The following is a 538-nucleotide window of genomic DNA, read 5'->3' on the forward strand; positions in this document are numbered from 1 at the left end:
CGTTACCAAAGCCTTCTGCTGCGTTTGTTGATAAGCGTTATCGCGCGTTTCAAACAAAATGGTGCCGTCTTCAGCAAATGATTCGCGCTTGCCTATTGCATTTAAACTGCGGTCGAGCATTTTCACCGTGCGTGCGCCGTCCGATTGACCGTCAAACTGAATCATCACCGCTTGGCCCTGAGGGAAATCCAAACGAATTTGTTCCGCTCGGTCACTGAGACGATGCACATTCAAACCTGGGATAGAGAAGCGACGAATATCGGCTTTATCCAATTTGAGATGCAACTCGTTATCAATCACCTTCTGGCCATCAAAGCGCGCTTGTTCCACAACACGTTGAATGTTCGCTTTAGAGCGCACAAGCGCATCTTGCAACCCAGGCACATTTTGTGTGCCTTGCGTAACGGCTTGAGTTTACCCACGTTTGATGTGCGTTAGCTCTTTACCAATGGTTTGCAGTGATTTTGAAGCAAATTGTACCGCTGTTGCTTGTTGCTGTGCCTGAGTCAGTTGAATGCCTGAAACAGAATAGACTGAC

The 538-nt window shown here is 47.8% G+C and carries 1 pseudogene; it reads right to left on the reverse strand.

The window, feature by feature from the left end:
• Positions 1-538, reverse strand: a pseudogene (locus tag R7O13_RS30315) (flagellin); the annotation flags it as partial.

This window comes from Vibrio sp. Y176 (assembly GCF_033438945.1).